At 50.3% G+C, this 14,407-nt stretch carries 14 protein-coding genes; 7 read left to right on the plus strand and 7 right to left on the minus strand.

The features are described 5' to 3' along the window. Positions 1 to 19: 19 nt before the first annotated feature. The 3 genes from L21SP2_RS16525 to L21SP2_RS00150 form a co-directional block, all read right to left on the minus strand. Positions 20 to 610: a TetR/AcrR family transcriptional regulator gene (locus tag L21SP2_RS16525; RefSeq protein ID WP_024266409.1), complete on the minus strand. Its 591-nt coding sequence runs from the start codon at positions 608 to 610 to the stop codon at positions 20 to 22. Between the two features lie 156 nt (positions 611 to 766). After that, positions 767 to 1,861: a DUF8084 family protein gene (locus L21SP2_RS00145; protein ID WP_041400920.1), complete on the minus strand. Its 1,095-nt coding sequence runs from the start codon at positions 1,859 to 1,861 to the stop codon at positions 767 to 769. Positions 1,862 to 1,946: 85 nt separating this feature from the next. Next, positions 1,947 to 3,605 (minus strand): NAD+ synthase, encoded by a 1,659-nt coding sequence (locus tag L21SP2_RS00150; RefSeq protein WP_024266411.1) that lies wholly within the window; start codon positions 3,603 to 3,605, stop codon positions 1,947 to 1,949. Positions 3,606 to 3,677: 72 nt separating this feature from the next. On the opposite strand from L21SP2_RS00150, the gene L21SP2_RS00155 reads away from it, so the two are divergent. Both L21SP2_RS00155 and L21SP2_RS00160 read left to right on the plus strand, forming a co-directional pair. Further along, complete coding sequence (locus L21SP2_RS00155) at positions 3,678 to 4,325, plus strand: hypothetical protein (RefSeq protein ID WP_024266412.1); 648 nt, start codon at positions 3,678 to 3,680, stop codon at positions 4,323 to 4,325. A 35-nt stretch (positions 4,326 to 4,360) separates the two neighbouring features. Next, positions 4,361 to 5,596, plus strand: a complete 1,236-nt coding sequence (locus L21SP2_RS00160) for a dicarboxylate/amino acid:cation symporter (protein ID WP_041400922.1) — start codon at positions 4,361 to 4,363, stop codon at positions 5,594 to 5,596. A gap of 94 nt (positions 5,597 to 5,690) precedes the next feature. Here the strand turns inward: L21SP2_RS00160 and L21SP2_RS00165 are convergent, their stop codons facing one another. The 3 genes from L21SP2_RS00165 to L21SP2_RS00175 form a co-directional block, all read right to left on the minus strand. Further along, positions 5,691 to 6,365, minus strand: a complete 675-nt coding sequence (locus L21SP2_RS00165; protein WP_041400924.1) for a hypothetical protein — start codon at positions 6,363 to 6,365, stop codon at positions 5,691 to 5,693. Positions 6,366 to 6,538: 173 nt separating this feature from the next. Then, positions 6,539 to 7,993, minus strand: coding sequence for a proline--tRNA ligase (gene proS, locus L21SP2_RS00170; protein ID WP_024266416.1), 1,455 nt, complete (start codon positions 7,991 to 7,993; stop codon positions 6,539 to 6,541). Between the two features lie 53 nt (positions 7,994 to 8,046). Continuing rightward, entirely contained in the window at positions 8,047 to 8,763 is a 717-nt protein-coding gene (locus L21SP2_RS00175) for a DUF2259 domain-containing protein (RefSeq protein ID WP_024266417.1), read from the minus strand. Between the two features lie 82 nt (positions 8,764 to 8,845). On the opposite strand from L21SP2_RS00175, the gene L21SP2_RS00180 reads away from it, so the two are divergent. Next, positions 8,846 to 9,712, plus strand: coding sequence for a hypothetical protein (locus tag L21SP2_RS00180; RefSeq protein WP_024266418.1), 867 nt, complete (start codon positions 8,846 to 8,848; stop codon positions 9,710 to 9,712). A gap of 32 nt (positions 9,713 to 9,744) precedes the next feature. On the opposite strand, the gene L21SP2_RS00185 is transcribed toward L21SP2_RS00180, so the two are convergent. Next, on the minus strand, positions 9,745 to 10,380 hold the full coding sequence (locus L21SP2_RS00185; protein ID WP_024266419.1) for a diacylglycerol/polyprenol kinase family protein: 636 nt from the start codon (positions 10,378 to 10,380) through the stop codon (positions 9,745 to 9,747). Positions 10,381 to 10,654: 274 nt separating this feature from the next. On the opposite strand from L21SP2_RS00185, the gene L21SP2_RS00190 reads away from it, so the two are divergent. The 4 genes from L21SP2_RS00190 (at position 10,655) to L21SP2_RS00205 (ending at position 14,388) form a co-directional block, all read left to right on the plus strand. Continuing rightward, positions 10,655 to 11,923: a glycoside hydrolase family 3 protein gene (locus L21SP2_RS00190; RefSeq protein WP_024266420.1), complete on the plus strand. Its 1,269-nt coding sequence runs from the start codon at positions 10,655 to 10,657 to the stop codon at positions 11,921 to 11,923. Between the two features lie 28 nt (positions 11,924 to 11,951). Next, complete coding sequence (locus L21SP2_RS00195) at positions 11,952 to 12,791, plus strand: SDR family NAD(P)-dependent oxidoreductase (protein WP_024266421.1); 840 nt, start codon at positions 11,952 to 11,954, stop codon at positions 12,789 to 12,791. A gap of 160 nt (positions 12,792 to 12,951) precedes the next feature. Further along, positions 12,952 to 14,103 carry a Re/Si-specific NAD(P)(+) transhydrogenase subunit alpha gene (locus tag L21SP2_RS00200; RefSeq protein WP_024266422.1) on the plus strand — a complete coding sequence of 384 codons (1,152 nt, stop codon included), beginning with the start codon at positions 12,952 to 12,954 and terminating at the stop codon, positions 14,101 to 14,103. A 9-nt stretch (positions 14,104 to 14,112) separates the two neighbouring features. Next, the gene (locus L21SP2_RS00205; RefSeq protein WP_024266423.1) at positions 14,113 to 14,388 is read left to right on the plus strand and encodes an NAD(P) transhydrogenase subunit alpha part 2; all 276 of its coding nucleotides are present in this window, start codon (positions 14,113 to 14,115) and stop codon (positions 14,386 to 14,388) included. The last annotated feature ends 19 nt before the right edge of the window (positions 14,389 to 14,407 follow it).

The following is a 14,407-nucleotide window of genomic DNA, read 5'->3' on the forward strand; positions in this document are numbered from 1 at the left end:
AGAATGAACCCGGAAGTTTTTATTTTCCGGGTCGGTCTTCCTGAGGCATTATTCCCTGTACTATAAGGCTTCGCATCTTCTCAATTTCGCCCTTCAACCGGGTGCTTGAAACAGATGAGAATGTAAACAATATCCCGGAAATCCATAATTTCAGCAGATATGCCCGGGATTCTGAATCATATTGGGCCAACGGGTAATTTGCAGCCTCGGGGGCGTCAAAAATTGCCGAAAGCTGTGTGCTCACCCTCACAAGGTTTTTGCGGAACAGATTCAGACGGTTTGCTTCCTGATACATTCCCCGAACCAACGGATGCAGTTCTTTCAGAATATCGAACCCGTAATCTGTAATCGCTGTCACACGGTCTGATAAGGGGCGGTCGGAGTGGAGTATACTGCTTAACTGCCGGTTGAACTTTTTCCACACCGCATTGACTGCCGAAATAAACAGTACTTCCTTATCCTTAAAATAGGTATAAATTGAGCCCGGGGCAATACCTGAAGCAATTGCAATATCTTTCATGGTAGTATTGGTAAAGCCCTGTTCTCCGAAGGCTTTGATTGCGGCCTGAAGAATTTTACTTCGCTTTTCCTCATCCTGCTGACGGGCCATAAGCACCTCTTTTGTTATTTTTGAACTCTCATTCAAGTTTAGCGCATTCCTGAATCAAATTCAAGATAAATGCTGATGAAATTTATCATAAAGAGGCCGGGAGCAGCTCCCCCGGGCAGCTAACGGGTCCTATGGCGGACTGATGGAAAACGGGACCTAAATTGTGAGAACTATGTGGATCGTGGTGGTTGCGTCGGTTTCGCTTCGGTTCACAAAACTCTCAAAGTTTATGTGAACCTTTTTGCATGCTTCATTCAGATATGACAAATAATACAACCCCAGATTCATGTTCTCCTGGAGTTCTGTTTGTCCTTCATAGAAGTCTTTCAAACTTTTCCCGCTGATATTGGCGGTAATCCGGTGGTTGATCTTCTGTTTCATATCATCAAACCCGGATTTCTGGTTTGAGATCATGAAGTGCATGCGGGCCCTGTCACCTTTTTCATGGCGCTTTTTACTGAGGCGCAGCAGAATATAAATATTGTCATCGTCCAGAAGTTTTTTCAGCGCCGAGGACTGATCATCGCCCATTGCCATGTTCATCAGAAGCTCAACCAGCATCAGGGCCAGATACTCGGGAATGCTTGCTTTATCCATAAACTGGGCCAGTAGCTGCTGACCTTTCCGGATCAGCTGGAAGTACCCCGTAGAACCCCGGTGAATTGAGAGAATGAAATAGATGAGGGGATCCAGGGTGTCCAGATATTTCCGTGCAAGATTTTTATACATGTTCTTTTCAGATTCATGCATGCTCTCATTCGTTTCAATTCTTTTGATAACGGGCTGACACATCATCTGCTTGATTTCATTCACCGCAGATATGTTTTTCGTCAGGATATTATCCAGAACTTTCTGGTTGATTTTGGTTCGGTAATCAATGGGGTTTTTGATGTTGTGGCGGTTATAATGCTGAATCAGCTCCGATTCCACCACATTTTCAAAGAGCAGCGTGTTGAATTGACGGTAGAGCATTCCGTAGGTCATCAGTTTGATGAGATCGATAATCTCTTTCCGCTTGGAGACCACATCTTCAAGGGGAAGCTCCATCTTGCTGATATAATCGAGAAGCTGCATTCGCTGTATGGTGGCCGGGGAGAAATCCACCACATGAATTCCGTATTCCTCAACGCCGTCGGAAAGCTTAAATCGGTTGATTTTTTTCCCGCTTTTGGTGAAATACGACACACCTTCATCGGTGAAGATCACCTTCATGGGAATGTCTAAAACACCTTTCTGCGTTGAAGTTTCCATTAATTACCACACCTCGGTTCGGGACAAATCCGGCCCAGCATATATTAGCCGGTGTGAACTGATTTCGCAAGATACTTGCACTGTATCAAATATCTCTGCTGAGCTTCTGCTCATACATATTCCGGGCAATGGGAATCCGGCGTCCGGTACCGAAGGCCTTGGGTGATACTTTCAGCACCGGCGGTGCCTGCCGTCGTTTGTACTCCGAACGGGCCACAAGTCCGATAACTTTCTGAACCACTTCCTGTTCAAAACCCATGTCGATCAGTTCCCGGGTTGTATAGCCCCGGTGCAGGTAAAGCTTGAGAATCCCGTCCAGTATCTCATAATCCGGCAGGCTGTCCTGGTCTTTCTGGTCGGGTCTGAGTTCCGCAGAAGGGGGCTTACTGATAATTTCTTCGGGAATGATTTCCCCGTTTCTGTTGATATGCCGGCACAGAGCGTACACTTCAGTCTTGAATAAATCCCCGATCACCGCAAGTGAACCGGCCATATCGCCGTACAGCGTACAGTATCCCACACCCAGTTCCGACTTGTTTCCGGTGGTGAGCACCAGACTGGCGTATTTGTTGGAATAGGCCATAAGTAGAGTACCCCGTATGCGGGCTTGAATATTTTCTTCCGCAAGGCCGGGTTGGGTACCCTCAAAATGGGGGGCGAGGGAAGATTCGAATGCGTTGTACAGCGGCTCGATGGCAATGGTTTTGGGGGTAATTCCCAGGTTGCGGCAGAGCTTCTCCGAGTCGCTGATGCTTCCGCTGGAGGAATACTGACTTGGCAGCATAAATGCCTCCACCTTTTCTTTTCCCAGAGCATGGACTGCCAGGGTAAGAACCAGGGCGGAATCCACTCCACCGGACAGTCCCAGATGTACCCGCTGGAAGCCCGTTTTTTTCAGATAGTCGGAGATCCCCAGGTGGAGAGCCTGTTCGATTTCCTCATATGAATCAACTGAGACGTCCAGAGCCCTGCCGTTCTCTACAATTTCATCAACCAGCAGCTGTTCCCGGAACCCTTCGCCCATGGCATGAATATCACCGTGGGAATCTGATATTAATGACCGGCCGTCAAAAATCAGATTATCGTTTGCACCGCACATATTGGCATATACCACCGGCACCCGGCTGGAGCTGCCGATATTGTGGATCAGTTTTTTCCGGGTATTCAGCTTCCCTGCATGAAAGGGGCTTGCCGAGGGCACAAGAATCAGTTCGGCGCCCTCATCCAGCAGTTCCTGCACAGGATCGACGGCATACCGGAGATTCCCGGCATCCTCATCCTCCCACCACATATCCTCACAGATGGCCACTCCGATTTTGCGATGGCCGAATTTCCAGACGGTTCTGGAATGGGCGGGTTCGAAGTACCGGGCTTCATCGAATACATCGTATGTGGGAAGAAGCGTTTTTTCCTGTCGGTGAACAATTCTGCCTCCGTATATCACGGCGGCGGTGTTCTGCAGGGCTTTGCCCTTTAGTCCCGGGTTCTTCTCCACATAGCCAACAACTACGGCGGTTTCCGGCGGGAGTTCATGCTGAAGCCGTCTGAGAGCCTTCAGATTGTCCTGTAGAAAGGCGGGATGATCCAGAAGGTCCATGGGAGGATATCCGCATACCGAAAGCTCGGGAAATACAATTATCTCCGCACCCGCATCAGCAGCTTCCCGGCTGTAGCTGAGTATGCGCTTCACATTACCGGAAAAATCACCGATTACCGAATTGATTTGTCCCACTGCGATTTTCATCTAACCTCCCGGGCAATCCTTCGCAAGCTTCCACTTGACCATGGATATACCTGAATATAGACTCAAGTTAGCATGGAAGATACCCTTCTGATAACAGGAAATCAAAGTCCTCTAAACACCAGTCTGGCCAACCGCTGGCTGAAGCAGGACGGCAGAATTATTGCAACAGTTGAGAAAGAGGATGAAACCGTACTGTATCCCGATGCGGATCCTGAAAAACTGATTATTACGTCCCATGACCGGCGATCACCGTTTTCATCCCGGGCGCTCTTTCTGGATCTCCGGAATAAAAAGATCGAGCTGGATCATATATTTATTCTTTTTTCAATTATGGGAAACTCGGATCAGCTTCAGATGATGACAAGCAGGCAGATCGAAACGGGAATAGATGAAGAGGTGAAAGGCTTTGTTTTCCTGCTCAAGGAAAGCATTGGACATTTTCAGAACCGGAACGGCGGATCCATAAACATTGTTATCCATAATACCGGTCCGAATGTTCCCGCCCCCTTCGACGCACTCATTCTTGGAGGCATAGAAGCTATGAGCAATGCGTTCTTCACCTATTACGGCCGGGAAAAATTCAAAATCCGCGGGTTTCAGGACAATGAACATGATACAGATGGGTATGCAGATTTTATCTGCGATACGGTTCTCCAGGACCGTCCCGGCGGAAAATGGTATAACAAGAATAAAACCGGATTCTTCGGTTTCGGGCGCTGATTGACCTGCCCCGGGCTTTCTATTAAGCTCATTTCATGAAACTCTGGATCAAATACTTGATCGCCGCAGCAGCAGGAATTCTGTTGGGAATTCTGCTCCCGTTGAACGGCGGCGATACCGAAGTATATTTACAGAATCTGTATACCTATGTGCTGCACATAGGGCGGTACCTCATCTTTCCCCTGGTGTTTTTCGGTTTGACCATCGGGACGTACGAGCTTTGGATGGAAAACCGTTTCTTCAAATTATACGGCCGGAGTCTGGCCTATATTGTTGCTGCGGCCATCAGCTCAGGGGTTATCGGAGCGGTATTTGTAGCTGTTTTTTCCCCCGACCGGGTACCGATTATCATAGAAGAGGCCCAGGTCACCCCCCTGCCGGGTCTTGCAGAACAGTTCACCAGAGTTTTCCCGAAAAATCTCTTCAATGTGTTTACCGGAAACGGTGACTTCCTTCTTCCCCTGGTTATTTTTGCAGTGATCCTTGGAATCGGTCTTCTGAGAAACCGGTCTGTTTCCGCACCGGTGATTGATGTTTTTGAAAGTCTCAGCCGGGTTTTCCGGAACTTGAACCGGGTGGTACTTGAAATTCTCAGCTTCGGACTCTTTTTCATGGCTGCATACCGTACATCCCAGCTTCGGGGAATGGTTGATCTTGAACTGTTCACCCAGCTGCTGTTCGTGGTGATCGGCGCAGTTCTGTTTGTTCTGTTCGTTCTCATTCCCGCACTTCTCTATTTCCTGGGGAACCGCGAACGTAATCCGTTTCTGTGGATATTTTCCGCCTTGCCGGCAGGAATTTCAGCCCTTCTTTCGGGAGATATGTATTTCACCCTCAGTTCAGCACACGGAAGCGTGGGGGAAAACATGGGAATCCAGCAGAAAGCCGGATCGGCCATGCTGCCTCTGGGAGCGGTCTTCAGCAGGAGCGGTACAGCCCTGGTTACCGCAATCAGCTTCGTCCTGATACTCAGATCATATTCCAGTCTGGATGTAACCTTCGTACAGTACCTCTGGATCATCGGATCAAGCATTCTCATCAGTTTTATGCTGGGAACGGTTCCCGGCAGCGGAATGGTTGTAAGCTTATCCCTAATATCCGCCTGGTACGGGCAGGGTCTGGAAGAGGGGTTTCTCATACTTCTCCCCATAGCCCCCATTCTCACGGCACTTTCGGTTCTTGTTGATATTATGGTGATACTGCTGATAAACCAGCTGGTGGCTGATCGTGAATCCATGGTGCGCAGCGTCCCGGTGAAGGATTTTCTCTAAACACCGCTTCGCTGACCCGGTACCCCGGGCACAGCCCGGGAGCCTCGGCCAAGGGGCGTCCATCTATACTATGTGAGAATCTATGTGAGAATGTTCACATGAGGATGTTCATCCTGATCATGGTGCCTGCACTGAGGCTGTCCCAAAACGGAAGGTCCGACCCGTCCCAGAGATGCCAGATGGGGAGGATCACCTTGGAACCCACGCTGAATCCGAACCAATCGTTTATCCGGAAATTTAGAGCAGGTTCAAACTGAAGATTGATCCACCGTCCCCTGCCCAGGGTGTAGTTGGAAATTTCGGACATGCTCTCTGTACCGTCCAGGGGAATTACCGGGATTCTGAATAAAAGCCCCGGCCCTGCGGCCAGGGAGAACGATGTGATGCTGCTGATATCAACCTGCATATACCAGGGAATGTTGAGGTTCAGAGCCAGAAGCACGGCAACCGGGCCGGTAAAACTTCCTGTGGTCTTTTGGGTGGGGAACGCCCGTCCGTAGTCCTCAAGGTACACCATTTCGTCCGTATAGAGATCCAACGCCGGTGCGATTCCCAGAAAATCACTGAATGAGATGGTAACGCCGGTGCCTGCATAGGTGATGATCTGGCTGGCGGAAATGCCGTTTGCATCACCTCCGGTAAAATCCGTTTCCTGTGACTGTCCCTGCCAGAGAAGTCCTCCTCTGAAGAGTTGAATATCTGTTTCTACCGCCCAAACAGGAATGATGAGGAACACCATGAGCAAAACGCATACAAGCCGGATCTTCATAGTTCACAGTATATCATGAGGAATGGGTAAAAGCAGAGGGCGGGGAAAAAATTCCGGATTTGAAGAGTCTGGCCAGGGAAAAAAACAGGGCCTGATGCCTTTCAGCAGGCCCTGTTGTGGATAATGCATTGCCATTGATTTGTATGGTTGATTTAGATCTCAGATATGGGGGATCAGTAGGCCCGTGCAAAGACCGCCATGTGTTTGGCCGGTTCACCGGTGAAAATACAGGTTTTCCCACGGGCTTCTTCCTCATTTCCGAAGGGTAATACCCGGATGGTTGCCTTGGTTTCCCCTTTAATCCGGTCCTCCACTGCAGGATCTCCGTTCCATGCTGCGGTCACGAAGCCCTTGCCGCCGTCACCGCTGAATATTTCCCGGAATTCGTCATAGCTTTCCGCTGTTCGGCTGTTTTCCTCCCGGAAGGCCTTGGCCTTCTGGAAAAGCCCCTGCTGGATTTCTTCCAGCAGCCGGGGAATTTTTGCCGGAGCTTCGGAGGCATCCATGAGAATTTTCTCTTTGGTATCCCGGCGAACCACCATTACCTTGTTGTTTTCCATATCTCTGGGACCGATTTCAACCCTGACAGGTACGCCGAGCATTTCATATTCGGCGAATTTCCAGCCTGGAGAGTTCTGTTCGTCGGTATCCAGGATCACAGATTTCGGCAGGCCGCCCACCTCTTCCTTTATTTCTCCGAAAATCTTTTCGGCATACGCCATAACCTGCTCTTTGGTCTTGTTCCGGAAAATGGGGACTACTGCAACCTTGGTGGGTGCAAGCCGGGGCGGGAGAACCAGGCCGCTGTCGTCGGAATGGGCCATGATCAGCGCACCGATGAGACGGGTGGATACACCCCAGGAGCTGGCCCACACATGCTCGAGCTTTCCCTCTTTGTTCTGGAAGCTTACATCGAACGCTTTGGCAAAGTTCTGACCGAGAAAATGACTTGTGCCTGCCTGGAGAGCTTTACCGTCCTGCATCAGGGCTTCGATTGCATATGTGTCGATGGCTCCCGCAAATTTTTCATTTTCGCTTTTCACCCCGGTGAGCACCGGCAGAGCCATGTATTCCTCTGCAAAGGTTTTATATACGTTGAGCATGGTTTTGGTTTCTTCTTCAGCTTCTTCGGCGGTGGCGTGGGCGGTATGTCCCTCCTGCCAAAGAAATTCAGATGTACGTAAAAAGAGACGGGTTCGCTTTTCCCAGCGCATTACATTTGCCCATTGATTGATCAGCAGAGGAAGATCACGGTAGGACTGAATCCATTTTTTGTACATGCTCCAGATGATGGTTTCGGATGTGGGACGGATAACCAGGGGCTCATCAAGTTCCTGACCGCCGCCGTGGGTAACGACCGCAAGCTCCGGGGCGAACCCCTCAACATGTTCAGCTTCCCGGCGCATGAACTCTTCAGGTATAAGGAGGGGAAAGTATGCGTTTTCATGCCCGGTTTCCTTGAACATTGTATCGAGGGCTGACTGAACCTTCTCCCATATGGCATATCCCCTTGGCCGGATCACCATGCTTCCCCGTACGGGGCTGTAATCCGCAAGTTTCGCCTGGGTAACGATATCAATGTACCAATCGGAATAGTTCTCGCTTCGGGGAGTAATCTTTTCTGCCATTGTTTCTTCCTGTGTTAATCCGGAGTATATGGATATGTGATTTGGTGCTGATATTAGTTGGAAAGACGCGCAGTTTCAACCATATAGCGGAGATAGCGGCCATCTTCGTCATCGAGTATTTTTTCCACAACGATTATTACAGACTGTTCGTCCGGAGAAACCAGCACCTGCTTGAGATTGTAATCGTTAATGCCTTTCCGGTAATAGTTGGGCAGACCGATGGTCTTTGCGCTCCGGGTTCCGTCGGTGCTCACGCTGTTTAAATTGATGTGAAAGGCGGCTTCAGGATTTTCATCACCACCCCGGACATTCTGTACAAGTTCGATGGTATAGGAATTCCCTGTGTTGAAATCCCGGAATGAGATTTGACGCCTGGGTTCACTGCCGTTGATATAGAGATACACGAGTCTTCCCGAGCGGAGATGATCAATTTCATAATTTTGTGCTATTTCATGCTGCATGCCCACCAGGTTGAAGAGGGCGCCGATTCCGTCCTGTCCCGGCTGAGCGGCATTATCGGAGAGAAACTGGGCCGTTCCACCCGGAACAAATTCATTTGCCGCCACATCAACAATATAGCTTTCGGCGTAGGGCTTTGAACTGTCGTCATGAATGCCGTATTGACCGAACATAAATGTTGATCCATCCGGGGAGAAGCCCAGGTTCATGAAGGATGCTATATCCCCGGCAAACAGGTGGCCGGAGCCTGCGGTCAGGATAAATGCGAGGAGAAAAATGCTGAATGAGCACCGATGTGATTTCGTTTCCATGGATGATCCTCCATTTAGTTTATCGAACTTCATGGAAAATTCTATAGCTTTTTCTCCGTTTGTGCATGCTATACTTTGATGTATGACGGTACGCACACGAAACGGAGTTTACTGGCTGCTTTTTATTCTGATAATTGTATCCACCGCAGCAGCATCAATTCTTACCATCTACACCTTTCTTCCGGGTATGCTGCCGGAATTATCTCTGGATTTGCCGGGGGTTCCCTTTATCAGCACTCCCCAAAGCTCTCTTCCCGACCTGCTGAAGGACGGGGGAAATCTTACAGGACGGGTGAACCTTCTACGGGTAACGCTCATTTCGGCCGGCAGTCTCATCATATCCTTGGCTTCTGCAGGGGTGTTCCTGCGGTTTTTCCGGAGGATCAGCGCCTCTCATCTGATGTTCTTTTTTCTGTTTCTTGTGAGTCTCAGCGGGGAATCACTGAAAGCGTTCTCCCTCTATTTGTATATTCTCGGGGCTGACCTGGATGTACTGGTAATTCTTACCAGGGTATGCCTGAGCATGTATCTGGGAGGGCTGTTTTCGGTTTTTCTCATCAGTCTCTATTTTGTGGGAATCAAGTTTCAGCATCAGGGTACTGCAATGATCATTATCGTGGCGGTTTCAATGTTCATTTCTCTCTATCTTCCGGTGGATACATCCAGTTTCTCACGGAATTTTCTCTACACCCTTGCCTACAGCGGCCGGCTGCAGTGGATGGCAGGCGGGGTTATTCTGATAACCATTCTCGGCTACGCACTCCACTTCTGGGAACGGTTCAGCAAAGATGAGTTTCTGAGAGTATTATCCGCATCCATGTTTATGATCGGACACAGTCTGATGTTTTTTTCCCAAGGCATAGCCGGAAGCGCGGCGGGTTCGGTGTTGCTGGGTGTTGGGATTGTTATGTACTTCTTACGGCTTTTTTACGATTTCTTTTGGTACTGATGGTCAGGTGATTCGGGTTTGATCCGCCGGGTCTACATAAGCAGGAGGGCTGCAAACAGACCGGTTCCTGCAGGAAGCACCAGATTGTCGAAGTCCCGTGTGGGCAGAGCTTCAAGTACCGTTGCAAACAGTGCAATGCTCAGTGCCAGAAAACTGATTTGCAGAACGATAAAACTGCTGAAGAATACTGCAGTGAAACATGTGAATGAACCTTCCAGTGATTTTCCGCCCGTATAAGGTATTTTGGTGGTTCCGAATATCTTTCCGAAGAGACTGGAAAGACCGTCTCCAAAGGCCAGAGCATATATGGCTACAGATGCGGCAGGCTCAGGATAAAACGTAAGGGCCAGCAGGGCTCCGAAGCCCAGGGTGACCGGAGCAAGTACAAAATGTCCCTGATCCCGTTTTCGGGATGAGAGTCGGGTGAGCTTGGTGATCAGGAATACATGTGCGCCCTTCAGCCGAAGAGCTTCGGCAAAACTGTAAAAAAGGATACCGGTAAGCAGAAGAACCACCGCTGTTGTGCGTCCCAGCGACTGGGCCAGCAGGGGTACAAAGGCTATGAGCATATGGATGGCCTTGCGGATGATTTCCGTCCGGATTTCCCTGGAGATTGACTTGATCCTGCCTTTATGTGTAACGATTAATGGTAAACTGTGATCGCTCATAATTGTATATCCCTTTTACATGCTTCTGGGAATATATAAGCAATAAGCGTGCCATCTATATATGGAAAAAATGCGTTCATAAAAGCATGTAATAAAAGAAATTAAAAACCCCGGGTTTTACCGTTTCATGATAACCTGTTCAGATGTGTAAATTTGTATACAGATGAATTCTTCTAAGACTGCTAGTTTTGAACTTTTCGTAACTGGCGGGGGGGCGGGAAACGGAAAACTGATCCTCCCGGTACTGTAAGTGCCGGGACAAGGAGATTCATTCATGAAAGCCCTGCGGTCCCTGACAAAACTGCTCGGAGTATCTTTATTAATAGTAGCACTGTATGCGGCACTGATCAACAGTTCTTGCGGAGGCAGGGCGGCAGAAGAAAACCGTACTGATTCCCCGACAGAGGGTGGCGAGTCAGCCTTCCCCGCCTATTCCGATCCCGCCTGGAGGATTCTGTCGGAGATGAGTCTGGACGAGAAGATCGGGCAGCTTCTTCTCGTCCAGCTCCGCTACGATACCCGGGGACAAGGACTGCTTGAATTGGGTGAGGCTGAAAAAGCGCTCTTAGGAGACCTGGCCCCCGGCGGAGTCATACTTTTCAGGGAAAACATGGATGAGACGGAACAGCTCGTCAATCTGAACAGGGGCATAATACAGCACAGCAGCTACCCGCCCTTTATTGCCGCCGATGAGGAGGGCGGGCTGGTGCGCCGCCTCCCCAGAAGCGGAAAAATTCCCGTTACCCCGGTTCCCAGCGCAGAAGAGATCGCCCGGCACGGGACAGAACATCTTCGGCGGTTATACGGCATATTGGCCCGGGAACTGCGGGTGCTTGGTTTTAACATGAATTTTGCCCCGGTGGCCGATATTCAAAGCGATCCGGACAATGAGTTGGTGGCTACCAGATCCTTCGGCACCACCCCGGAGGAGGTGATCCCCTATATCCGCAGCGCCGTGGAAGCCCTGCAGGAACAAGGGGTTATTTCGGTACTCAAGCACTTTCCCGGCCATGGAGAGAGTTCCGGGGACAGCCATTATGAGGTGATCAGTTTGCCCTTTAACCTGGACCGGCTTCGGGAAGTGGAGCTAAAGCCCTTTCAGGCGGGAATCCTGGCCGGCGCACTGGGCATTATGACAGCCCACCTCTATTTTCCGGAAATCGAGCCCCGGAACATTCCTGCATCTCTTTCACCGGTTTTCAACAGAGATCTACTCAGGCAGGAGATGGGGTTTAACGGGATTATAATTACGGACGCTCTGGAGATGCAGGGCTTGAGGGCAGTGGACAGCCCCGAGGAGGCCGGGGTTATGGCCATAGAGGCGGGCTCGGACATGCTTCTGATTCCTCCGTCCCCGTATGCTCAGAGGGACGCCATCCGTACCGCGGTTATCCGCAGGGAAATTTCGCCCCGGAGACTGGATGAGGCGGTACACAGAATAATTTCTGTGAAAATTACTCAGGGAATATGGTATAATCAGGATATGCCGGATCTCCAGAAAGCCCGGAATCTTCTTGGCCGGGAGGGAGAACCGCAGAACTAGCACAAACCAATTATCCGGGGGAGGCAGCATGGGGTTCACGTTTCAGGACAGCAGAGTGATTATCACCGGAGGAGCCGGCGGAATCGGCCGGGAAACGTCTTTGCTTCTTCTGGGGCTTGGTGCCAGACTTGCGGTGTGGGATTTCAACAAGGATGCGCTGGATGCCTTTCAGCAGGAGTGCGCAAATCTGGGTTACAGCATCCATTGCGAAATTTGCGATGTGACTGATTATCCGGAGGTTGACCGGGCCCTGGCACGGTCGGTGGAGGCTCTCTCGGGCCTGGATGTACTCATCAACAATGCGGGATATGTGGCCAACGGGTTTTTTCAGGAGCGGGAATTTCATTTCTGGTCCCGTACCCTTACTATCAACCTCGAAGCACTGATGTATCTCAGTTATCAGTCCCTGGAGACACTGGAAAAATCCTCAGATTCACGAATTGTGAATATCTCTTCAGCTGCGGGTGTGATCGGTACCGCAGGTCTTGCGGCCTATTCCGCTGCAAAATGGGGTGTATGGGGGTTCTCGGAGGCTCTTCGGCAGGAAATCCATACCAGGGGAAATACCAATCCGGGGGTCACCACCATTCATCCGTCCTATCTGGCCAAAGGAATGTTTGAGGGAGCACGGCTGAAAGGGCTGGGAGCACTCATTGTTCCGCTGGTGAAAAGTCATAAAGATGTGGCGAAAGCCATCGTGCGAAGCATCCGGAAGCGAAAAAACCGTGTAATGCTTCCCCGCTCGGTGGCGTCTGCGATATTCTTCCGGGCCATTCTTCCAGATTCCTGGTTTCAGGGGTTCACACGGCTTTTGAATGTTCACAGCAGTATGTCAGGGTGGAAGGGACAGGGACGATCCATTGACTGAACATGGTTCAGCAGGGTGCGCAATCATCTCTTTCTTTTCGTTCTGCAACCAGGCTTTTTTTCGAACAGACTACGCGTTCAATTCATAATTCCGGTATCGTGCAAATAATCCGGACGCCCCGATCGACGGGGAGATACACCACATTTACAAAGGGGTTCGTATGGTAATAGGCATTCCAAAGGAATTGTATCCCGGTGAGAACCGGGTGGCTTGTGCACCCTCCCAGGTGCAGAAGCTGGTCAAAGCCGGGCATCAGCTGATGGTTGAAAAGGATGCCGGTTTTATGTCGGGGTATACCGATGACAGCTATACAGAGAAGGGCGCCGAGGTGGTGGGCAGAGATGATCTGTTCTCACGAGCTGATGTTATTTTTACGGTGCGCAGCGGTGCTGCGGCCGGAGATCAGGGAGCCAAGGATGCATCTCACATGAAAGACGGTCAGATGGTGATCGGCACAATGGATCCATATCAGCCCCACCCCAGTTTTGAGATCTTTCGGGATAAGCATATCAGCAGTTTTGCCCTGGAGCTGATCCCGAGGATCACCCGGGCGCAGAGCATGGATGTACTTTCCTCCATGGCGAATCTTGCCGGCTACAAGGCTGTGCTTCTGGCTGCCGGAGAGCTTTCGAAGATGTTTCCCATGATGATGACCGCAGCAGGTACAATTGTGCCGGCGAAAGTATTTATTGTGGGAGTGGGTGTAGCCGGTCTACAGGCCATAGCCACCGCAAAGCGGCTGGGGGCGGTTGTCTCCGCCTACGATATCAGACCTGCGGTAAAAGAACAGGTCCAGAGCCTGGGCGCCAAATTTGTTGAAATGGAACTTGAAACTGACAGTGCCGAAGGAAGCGGCGGATATGCCCGGGAAATGGATGAGGACTTTTACCGGAAACAGCGGCAGATGATGACCGACGTAATCGGTGACAGTGATGTGGTAATCACAACTGCCGCAATTCCCGGGAAAAAATCTCCGGTGCTGGTTACCGGGGAAATGGTGGATGCAATGAATCCGGGTTCAGTAATTGTGGATATGGCCGTGGAACGGGGCGGTAACTGCGAACTGTCCAGGGCCGGAGAAACGGTGGATCATAAAGGGGTGAAAATCCTCGGGCCGGTGAATATTCCCTCAACCCTGGCGTATCACGCCAGTCAGCTGTATGGAAAAAACATCGAAACCTTCTTTCTGAATTTTTTCGACAAGGAAGGGAACTTTTCCATCGACATGGAAGATGAAATCATCAGCTCCACCATGCTTACCCATAATGGTGAGCTGCCTGTGGAAGAGCGAAAACGAATTCTGGGATTATAAGGGGGATATATGGAACTTTTACAACTGCTGACCGTATTTGTGCTGGCGGTATTTCTCGGTTTTGAGTTGATAACCAAGGTGCCGCCCATACTTCATACGCCGCTGATGTCCGGCTCGAATGCCATCTCCGGAATAACCGTGATCGGTGCACTCATTGCCACAGGTGCTGAGAACACCCGTCTTGGAATGATTCTGGGAATGGTGGCTCTGATCTTTGCCACCATCAATGTGGTGGGAGGATATCTGGTAACTCATCGAATGCTGGGCAAATTCAAAAAGAAATAGGCGGTGATGCATGAATATT

It is taken from the genome of Salinispira pacifica (assembly GCF_000507245.1).
Classification (GTDB): Bacteria; Spirochaetota; Spirochaetia; order DSM-27196; family Salinispiraceae; genus Salinispira; species Salinispira pacifica.

Excerpts from the sequence above, each read along its gene's own strand:
- L21SP2_RS00200 (WP_024266422.1), top strand. The coding sequence starts at position 12,952 with ATGGTAATAGGCATTCCAAAGGAATTGTATCCCGGTGAGAACCGGGTG.
- L21SP2_RS00205 (WP_024266423.1), top strand. The coding sequence starts at position 14,113 with ATGGAACTTTTACAACTGCTGACCGTATTTGTGCTGGCGGTATTTCTC.
- L21SP2_RS00165 (WP_041400924.1), bottom strand. The coding sequence starts at position 6,365 with ATGAAGATCCGGCTTGTATGCGTTTTGCTCATGGTGTTCCTCATCATT.
- L21SP2_RS16525 (WP_024266409.1), bottom strand. The coding sequence starts at position 610 with ATGGCCCGTCAGCAGGATGAGGAAAAGCGAAGTAAAATTCTTCAGGCC.
- L21SP2_RS00190 (WP_024266420.1), top strand. The coding sequence starts at position 10,655 with ATGAAAGCCCTGCGGTCCCTGACAAAACTGCTCGGAGTATCTTTATTA.
- L21SP2_RS00145 (WP_041400920.1), bottom strand. The coding sequence starts at position 1,861 with ATGGAAACTTCAACGCAGAAAGGTGTTTTAGACATTCCCATGAAGGTG.
- L21SP2_RS00150 (WP_024266411.1), bottom strand. The coding sequence starts at position 3,605 with ATGAAAATCGCAGTGGGACAAATCAATTCGGTAATCGGTGATTTTTCC.
- L21SP2_RS00160 (WP_041400922.1), top strand. The coding sequence starts at position 4,361 with ATGAAACTCTGGATCAAATACTTGATCGCCGCAGCAGCAGGAATTCTG.
- L21SP2_RS00195 (WP_024266421.1), top strand. The coding sequence starts at position 11,952 with ATGGGGTTCACGTTTCAGGACAGCAGAGTGATTATCACCGGAGGAGCC.
- L21SP2_RS00155 (WP_024266412.1), top strand. The coding sequence starts at position 3,678 with ATGGAAGATACCCTTCTGATAACAGGAAATCAAAGTCCTCTAAACACC.
- L21SP2_RS00175 (WP_024266417.1), bottom strand. The coding sequence starts at position 8,763 with ATGGAAACGAAATCACATCGGTGCTCATTCAGCATTTTTCTCCTCGCA.
- L21SP2_RS00180 (WP_024266418.1), top strand. The coding sequence starts at position 8,846 with ATGACGGTACGCACACGAAACGGAGTTTACTGGCTGCTTTTTATTCTG.
- proS (WP_024266416.1), bottom strand. The coding sequence starts at position 7,993 with ATGGCAGAAAAGATTACTCCCCGAAGCGAGAACTATTCCGATTGGTAC.
- L21SP2_RS00185 (WP_024266419.1), bottom strand. The coding sequence starts at position 10,380 with ATGAGCGATCACAGTTTACCATTAATCGTTACACATAAAGGCAGGATC.